Annotated in this window: 6 protein-coding genes; 5 read left to right on the top strand and 1 reads right to left on the bottom strand. The window is 35.7% G+C overall.

The annotated features are described in order from the left end of the window. Positions 1-305 precede the first annotated feature (305 nt). Entirely contained in the window at positions 306-494 is a 189-nt protein-coding gene (gene rpmB, locus CAB05_RS04375; RefSeq protein WP_025568947.1) for a 50S ribosomal protein L28, read from the bottom strand. 349 nt (positions 495-843) lie between these two features. Between rpmB and CAB05_RS04370 the strand changes: the two genes are divergently transcribed. The 5 genes from CAB05_RS04370 to recG all read left to right on the top strand — a co-directional run bounded on the left by CAB05_RS04370 (position 844) and on the right by recG (position 6,884). Beyond that, entirely contained in the window at positions 844-1,206 is a 363-nt protein-coding gene (locus tag CAB05_RS04370; protein ID WP_087998578.1) for an Asp23/Gls24 family envelope stress response protein, read from the top strand. Between the two features lie 22 nt (positions 1,207-1,228). After that, a complete protein-coding gene (locus tag CAB05_RS04365; protein ID WP_087998577.1) occupies positions 1,229-2,920 on the top strand; it encodes a DAK2 domain-containing protein in 1,692 nt (563 codons plus the stop codon). A gap of 350 nt (positions 2,921-3,270) precedes the next feature. Next, the gene (gene sdaAB, locus CAB05_RS04360; protein WP_087998576.1) at positions 3,271-3,936 is read left to right on the top strand and encodes an L-serine ammonia-lyase, iron-sulfur-dependent subunit beta; all 666 of its coding nucleotides are present in this window, start codon (positions 3,271-3,273) and stop codon (positions 3,934-3,936) included. Between the two features lie 18 nt (positions 3,937-3,954). Further along, entirely contained in the window at positions 3,955-4,836 is an 882-nt protein-coding gene (gene sdaAA / locus CAB05_RS04355; protein ID WP_087998575.1) for an L-serine ammonia-lyase, iron-sulfur-dependent, subunit alpha, read from the top strand. Further along, positions 4,836-6,884: an ATP-dependent DNA helicase RecG gene (gene recG / locus CAB05_RS04350; RefSeq protein ID WP_087998574.1), complete on the top strand. Its 2,049-nt coding sequence runs from the start codon at positions 4,836-4,838 to the stop codon at positions 6,882-6,884. Before sdaAA ends, recG begins: the two co-directional genes overlap by 1 nt. The last annotated feature ends 6 nt before the right edge of the window (positions 6,885-6,890 follow it).

The raw sequence follows: 6,890 nt of genomic DNA, 5'->3' as shown, positions 1-6,890 counted from the left end.
CGGGTAAAGGTTGCTTTTTAACCTTTAGTTGGGATTGACTTACGACCTCGAGGAGCTAGGAGCCGGAACTAGACAAAGAAAAGTGGAGGCGACTGTTTAGCTCCGACAAGCGTAAGGCGTTCGCTCTGCCCCGACAAGCATAAGACAAAGGGCAATGAAAGTTGCTTTTTAACTTTCAATGTTCTTTGGCTTATGACCGCTAAAAGCTGAGAACAAGTATAGATTTATAATAAGTGGAAGTTCTAAACTGAAGACAAAGTAAAAAAGCATAGCTAGTTAGCTATGCTTTTAAGTACGTTAATAAATTAAACGCGCTCAATTTTGCCTGATTTTAATGCTCTCGCTGATACGTAAACACGCTTTGGTTTACCGTTTACTAAAATACGAACTTTTTGAAGGTTAGCACCCCAAGTACGTTTTGAAGCATTCATAGCGTGAGAGCGACTGTTACCAGAACGTGATTTTCTACCTGTAATTACACAAACACGAGCCATCTATTTCCCTCCTTACAAAAAACGGAATAACATTTCAATGATCATTTTCATTTAGAAACACTACTATAATTTATCATACCGCTTTACTTATTGCAACAATTATTGGTAAGTTGTTCAAGAAAAAATACTTGACATAGAATGTTATGTTATACTAAATATTATAGAGGGACCTATGACTTATTTATTAAAAAAATCTTATATAATTGTAATTTCATTTTAATCCATGAATATTTTTGAAATTGTCCATAATAGAAATGAGTCAATAGAATTATTTTGGAAAAAGGTATACAATAATAAGTAAGTAGTATAACTAACAATACTTGGAGTGGCCAAGAAGGGGGACCTATAAATGTCTTTAGAAATGAAAACTCAATATGGAACAATCGAAATTGGTACTGATGTAATTGCTACAATTGCAGGTGGGGCTGCGGTTGATTGTTATGGTATTGTAGGCATGGCTTCTAAAAAACAAATTAAGGATGGTCTGACTGAAATCCTTAAAAAAGAAAACTTTACTAAAGGTGTTATTGTGCGCCAAGTTGGTGAAGACGTAAATATTGATATGTACATAATTGTAAGCTACGGTACAAAGATTTCTGAAGTTGCAAACAACGTACAAAATAAAGTTAAATATACACTTGATCAAACATTAGGATTATCAGTGGATTCTGTAAACATTTTTGTTCAAGGTGTTAAAGTAACAAACCTGTAAGACGCATTAAGGAGGAGAATTTGTGTCCATTAAACGTATTGACGGAAAATTATTTGCAGATATGGTGATTCAAGGTGCAAATAATTTAACGAAGAATGTAAAATTTGTTGATTCATTAAACGTATTTCCTGTACCTGATGGAGATACAGGAACAAATATGAATCTTTCAATTACTTCTGGTTCGAAAGAAGTAAAAGAAAAGCCGAATAGCCATGTAGGTAAAGTAGGTCAAAGCTTTGCAAAAGGCTTACTTATGGGTGCTCGTGGTAACTCAGGTGTAATCCTATCTCAATTATTCAGAGGGTTTTCTAAATCAATCGAAGCGAAAGAAACAATTTCGACTGTTGATTTTGCAGCTGCTCTTGAAGCTGGTGTTGAAACAGCATATAAAGCTGTTATGAAACCAATTGAGGGGACGATTCTGACTGTTGCTAGAGAAACGGCGAAAAAATCGGTAGCAATTGCAAATAATCATGAAGAATTTATTCCTTTCCTTGAGGAAACAATCGTAGAAGCAAAAGCGTCCTTAAACCGTACGCCAGATTTATTACCTGTTTTAAAACAAGTAGGTGTAGTAGATAGTGGTGGTCAAGGGTTAGTTCTTGTTTACGAAGGTTTCTTAGCGTCTTTAAAAGGTGAAGAAATTTCATTAGAAGGTGCTGAAGCGGCACTTTCACTTGAAGAATTAGTTGAAGCTGAACACCGTAATGTTCAAAGTATGTTAAATACAGAAGATATTGTTTTTGGTTACTGTACAGAATTTATGGTTAAATTTGAAAGAGAAAAATTACAAAAGCATCCATTTAATATAGATCAATTCCGTGAAGAATTAAGCGCATGGGGTGACTCATTATTAGTTGTTGCTGATGATGAGATTGTAAAAGTTCATATTCATGCAGAGTATCCTGGTGAAGTTTTCAACTTAGGGCAACGTTTTGGTAGCTTCTTAAAACTGAAAGCAGAAAACATGCGTGAACAACATACAAATTTACTTCATGATGATCAAGCTGCAAACGTTCCTCATTCAACAAAAGAGTCAGGAAAGAGTAAGCAAAAACAGGAGTATGGTATTGTAACAGTAGCAATGGGCTCAGGAATTAAAACTTTGTTTGAAAGTATCGGTGCAACCGTTGTTATTGAAGGCGGTCAAACAATGAATCCAAGTACTGAAGATATTGTAAAAGCAATTGAGCAATGTCATGCTGAAAAGGTAATCGTACTTCCGAATAATGGGAACATCGTGATGGCTGCCCAGCAAGCTGCTTCAGTTGCAGATTGCCAAGTTACTGTGGTACCATCAAAAACTGTTCCTCAAGGTATGACGGCTTTATTATCATTCAATCCAACGGCTTCATTAGATGAAAACGGTGAGGGAATGAAAGAAGCATTAGCTACAGTTAAAACTGGTCAAATAACATTTGCAGTTAGAGATACTGAAATTGATGGCGTTGAAATTACGAAAGATCATTTCATGGGTATTCTTGAAAGTAAAATTATTACTACTGATGCTGTTCAATTAGAAGCTGCAAAGAAATTATTAACAAAAATGATAGACGAAGATTCAGAAATCTTAACGATCTTACAAGGTCAAGATGTTACTGATGAAGAGTTATCAGAATTAGTTAAATATGCAGAAGAAAACTTTGATCATGTTGAAGTTGAAGTCCATAATGGAAATCAACCATTATACTCATACATTTTCTCTATAGAATAATCATTTAAGAAGGGGCAACCCTTCTTTTTTTTTGAAAACACAGGTATTGAAAACTGAAGAGGTGCGGGTTTTACTTAAAGATAACGAGCAACGCGAGCAAGAGAAACAACGAAGAAAGCGAGCGTTTGACGGGCAGTCTGAAGAAAGAAGGGGCAACCCTTCTTCATTTTTGTGTAAATTATTTAAAGAGTAATGTAAAATATCATAGAACTCTTTATTATTTCGTATTACACTATAAGTTGGACAACTTATTGTCTTTACTGTCATTTTTTGATTAGACTATTTGTTTTTACTATAGAGAAACTAAACGTAAACACGCTTTTTTACACTAAGGTAATGGGGGAAAAGTAATGAAGTATAAAAGTGTTTTTGATATTATTGGACCGATTATGATTGGACCATCAAGTTCACATACAGCAGGTGCAGCAAAAATTGGTCGTGTCGCTAGAAACTTATATGGTAAAGAACCAAAAAACATCGTAATTTCATTATATGGTTCATTTGCTAAAACATATCGTGGACACGGTACAGATGTAGCGCTTGTTGGTGGATTACTCGATTTTGATACATTTGATGAGAGAATTCCTGAATCATTAAATATTTCTAAAGATAAAGGGATGACTGTTGAGTTTATCGAAGAAGATGCGATTACAGAACATCCAAATACAGTTAAAATTTCAATTCAAGATGACGAGAACCAACCATTTGAACTTGTTGGTATATCTATTGGCGGAGGGAAAATTGAAATTGTTGAATTGAATGGTTTTGAACTTAAGCTTTCTGGAAATTACCCAGCAATCCTAGTTGTTCATAATGACCGCTATGGTTCAATTGCTGGTGTTACGAATGTGCTTATGAAATATGCCGTTAATATCGGACATATGGAAGTGTCTAGAAAAGAAGTAGGTCAAATCGCTTTAATGGCAATTGAAGTGGATCAAGACTTAGATGAAAAAATATTAAAAGAGATAGAATCTTTACCACATATTATACGTGTAACAAAAATGGTGGACTAAGAGAGGGGGAGCGTCATTATGTTCAAAAATGTAGCTGAGTTAGTAGAACTAGCTGAATCAAAAAATGTTAAAATTTCGGAAATCATGATTCAACAAGAAATGCTTTTTACAGGTAGAAGTCGAGAAGAAATTCTAGAAAAAATGGAACAAAATCTTGTTGTAATGGAAAAAGCGGTTGAAAGAGGATTAGCAGGTGTCCATTCACCAACTGGTTTAACTGGTGGGGATGCGGTACTTCTTCAAAGATATATTGAAAAGGGAAATATGCTTTCAGGACATTTTCTTTTAGATGCAGTAAGTAAAGCGGTTGCAACAAATGAAGTAAATGCTGCAATGGGAACAATATGTGCAACGCCAACTGCTGGATCTGCTGGGGTTGTTCCAGGTACATTATTTGCTGTTAAGGAAAAATTAAATCCGACTCGCATGCAAATGATTGAATTCCTACTAACTTCTGGAGCTTTTGGATTTGTCGTTGCAAATAATGCATCTATTTCAGGTGCTGCTGGTGGTTGCCAAGCTGAAGTAGGGTCTGCGAGCGGTATGGCTGCTGCAGCAATCGTTGAAATTGCTGGTGGGACGCCAAGTCAAAGTGCGGAAGCATTTGCAATTACATTAAAGAATATGCTTGGTTTAGTATGTGATCCAGTTGCAGGTTTAGTAGAGGTTCCTTGCGTGAAGAGAAATGCGATGGGGGCAGCAAATGCGATGGTAGCAGCAGATATGGCATTAGCTGGTATAACAAGTCGTATTCCATGTGATGAGGTAATTGATGCGATGTACAGAATCGGTCAAACAATGCCATCTGCACTAAGAGAAACAGCTGAAGGAGGATTAGCGGCAACACCAACAGGCCGAGAATTGGAAGCAAAAATATTTGGTGTATCGCTAAAAAAATAGTGAGCTACGAACTAGAACAAAACATCTCAGTGCTAAGTGGTGTAGGGGAAGAAACTGCGGCACTTTTAAATGAAATGGGTATTTTTACAGTCAATGATTTAATTGAATATTTGCCATATCGATATGAAGATTATCGGAATAAAGATTTATCTGAAGTGAAGCATGATGAGCGCGTGACAGTAGAGGGTGTTGTGCATAGCGCTCCTCTTCTTCAGTATTTTGGGAAAAATAAATCTCGATTAACTTTTCGTGTATTAGTTGATCGTTATTTAGTTACAGTTATTTGTTTTAATCGACCATATTATAAAACAAAGCTAAATTTAAACGAACAGGTAACCGTGTCTGGTAAATGGGATCAACATAGACAAACAATTACTTTAACAGATCTTGTATTTGGGTCAAGAACAAATGCAAATGAAATAGAACCGGTCTATTCAATCAAAGGAAAAATGTCAGTAAAAACGATGCGTAAGTTTGTAGAGCAAGCGTTTAAAAAATTCGGTCAATATATTGAGGATTTGGTACCGAATGAGCTAATGAGTAAATATAAGCTGATGAATCGAAAAGAAACAATGAGTTTACTACATCATCCTATTGATGCAAATAGTTTAAAACAAGCAAGAAGAAGCTTTGTTTACGAGGAATTTTTTCTGTTTCAATTAAAAATGCAAGCTCTTCGAAAAATTCAACGTAATCAATCAAAAGGAATTCCGAAAGTTTTACACCAAGACAAAATCCAAGAATTAATTCAATCATTACCATTCCCTCTAACATCAGCCCAAAACCGAGTTGTGAAAGAAATATTCAATGATTTAGTAAGTCCATCAAGAATGAACCGATTATTACAAGGTGACGTAGGATCGGGGAAAACAGTTGTAGCAACAATTGCACTGTATGCATGTGCTTTAGATGGCTATCAAGGAGCTTTAATGGTTCCTACAGAAATTTTAGCTGAGCAGCACTTCGAGTCTTTATCGAAGTTATTGCAGGAAACAAATATCAACGTAGCATTATTGACAAGTTCGGTTAAAGGTAAAAAGCGACGTGAAGTACTTGAGAGGCTAAAATTAGGAGATGTACATATATTAGTAGGAACTCACGCTTTAATACAAGATGAGGTTCAATTTAATAAATTGGGCATTGTTATTACGGATGAACAGCATCGTTTTGGTGTTGGGCAGCGGAGAATATTGCGAGAAAAAGGATACTTTCCAGATGTTTTATTTATGACGGCAACACCAATACCTAGAACGCTCGCTATTACAGCATTTGGGGAAATGGATGTCTCAATTATAGATGAATACCCTGCTGGTCGAAAAAAAATAGAAACATATTGGGTTAAACAAGAAATGTTTGATCGCGTGCTAGGTTTTATTGAAAACGAAATTAAAAAAGGTAGACAAGCCTATGTTATTTGTCCACTCATTGAGGAGTCTGAAAAATTGGATCTTCAAAATGCACTAGATTTACATAGTGTACTTTCTTTTCATTATAAAAGTATGGCCAAAGTTGGGTTAATGCATGGTAAGTTATCGTCTTCAGAAAAAGATGAAGTGATGAAGGCTTTTGCGGCAAATGAAGTCCAAATTTTAGTATCAACAACTGTTGTTGAGGTAGGTGTAAATGTGCCAAATGCTACAGTAATGGTCATTTATGATGCAGACCGTTTTGGTTTATCGCAGTTACATCAGTTACGCGGACGAGTTGGTCGAGGTTCAGAACAATCGTATTGTATTTTAGTTGGTGATCCTAAAAGTGAAGTAGGTAAAGAAAGACTGACAATCATGACGGAAACGAATGATGGATTTGAGTTATCTGAAAAGGATTTAGAATTAAGAGGACCTGGTGACTTTTTCGGGAAACAACAAAGCGGAGTACCAGAATTCAAAATGGCAGATATGGTTCATGATTACCGTACATTAGAGGTTGCACGGAATGATGCAACAATGCTAGTTAATTCTAATGATTTTTGGAAAGCTAACGAATATAAGGTCTTAAGAGAGTACTTAGAACGAACGGGAATATTTGATTCAGAAAAATTAGATTAGTACTAG

Source organism: Gottfriedia solisilvae, assembly GCF_002128405.1.
Classification (GTDB): domain Bacteria; phylum Bacillota; class Bacilli; order Bacillales; family Bacillaceae_G; genus Gottfriedia; species Gottfriedia solisilvae.
Note: the sequence above shows the minus strand (reverse complement) of the source record. Positions and strands in the feature narration are given on the sequence as shown.

What these genes read in the sequence shown, in the direction of transcription:
- rpmB (WP_025568947.1), bottom strand. Translation starts at nt 494, where the DNA reads ATGGCTCGTGTTTGTGTAATTACAGGTAGAAAATCACGTTCTGGTAAC.
- sdaAB (WP_087998576.1), top strand. Translation starts at nt 3,271, where the DNA reads ATGAAGTATAAAAGTGTTTTTGATATTATTGGACCGATTATGATTGGA.
- CAB05_RS04370 (WP_087998578.1), top strand. Translation starts at nt 844, where the DNA reads ATGTCTTTAGAAATGAAAACTCAATATGGAACAATCGAAATTGGTACT.
- sdaAA (WP_087998575.1), top strand. Translation starts at nt 3,955, where the DNA reads ATGTTCAAAAATGTAGCTGAGTTAGTAGAACTAGCTGAATCAAAAAAT.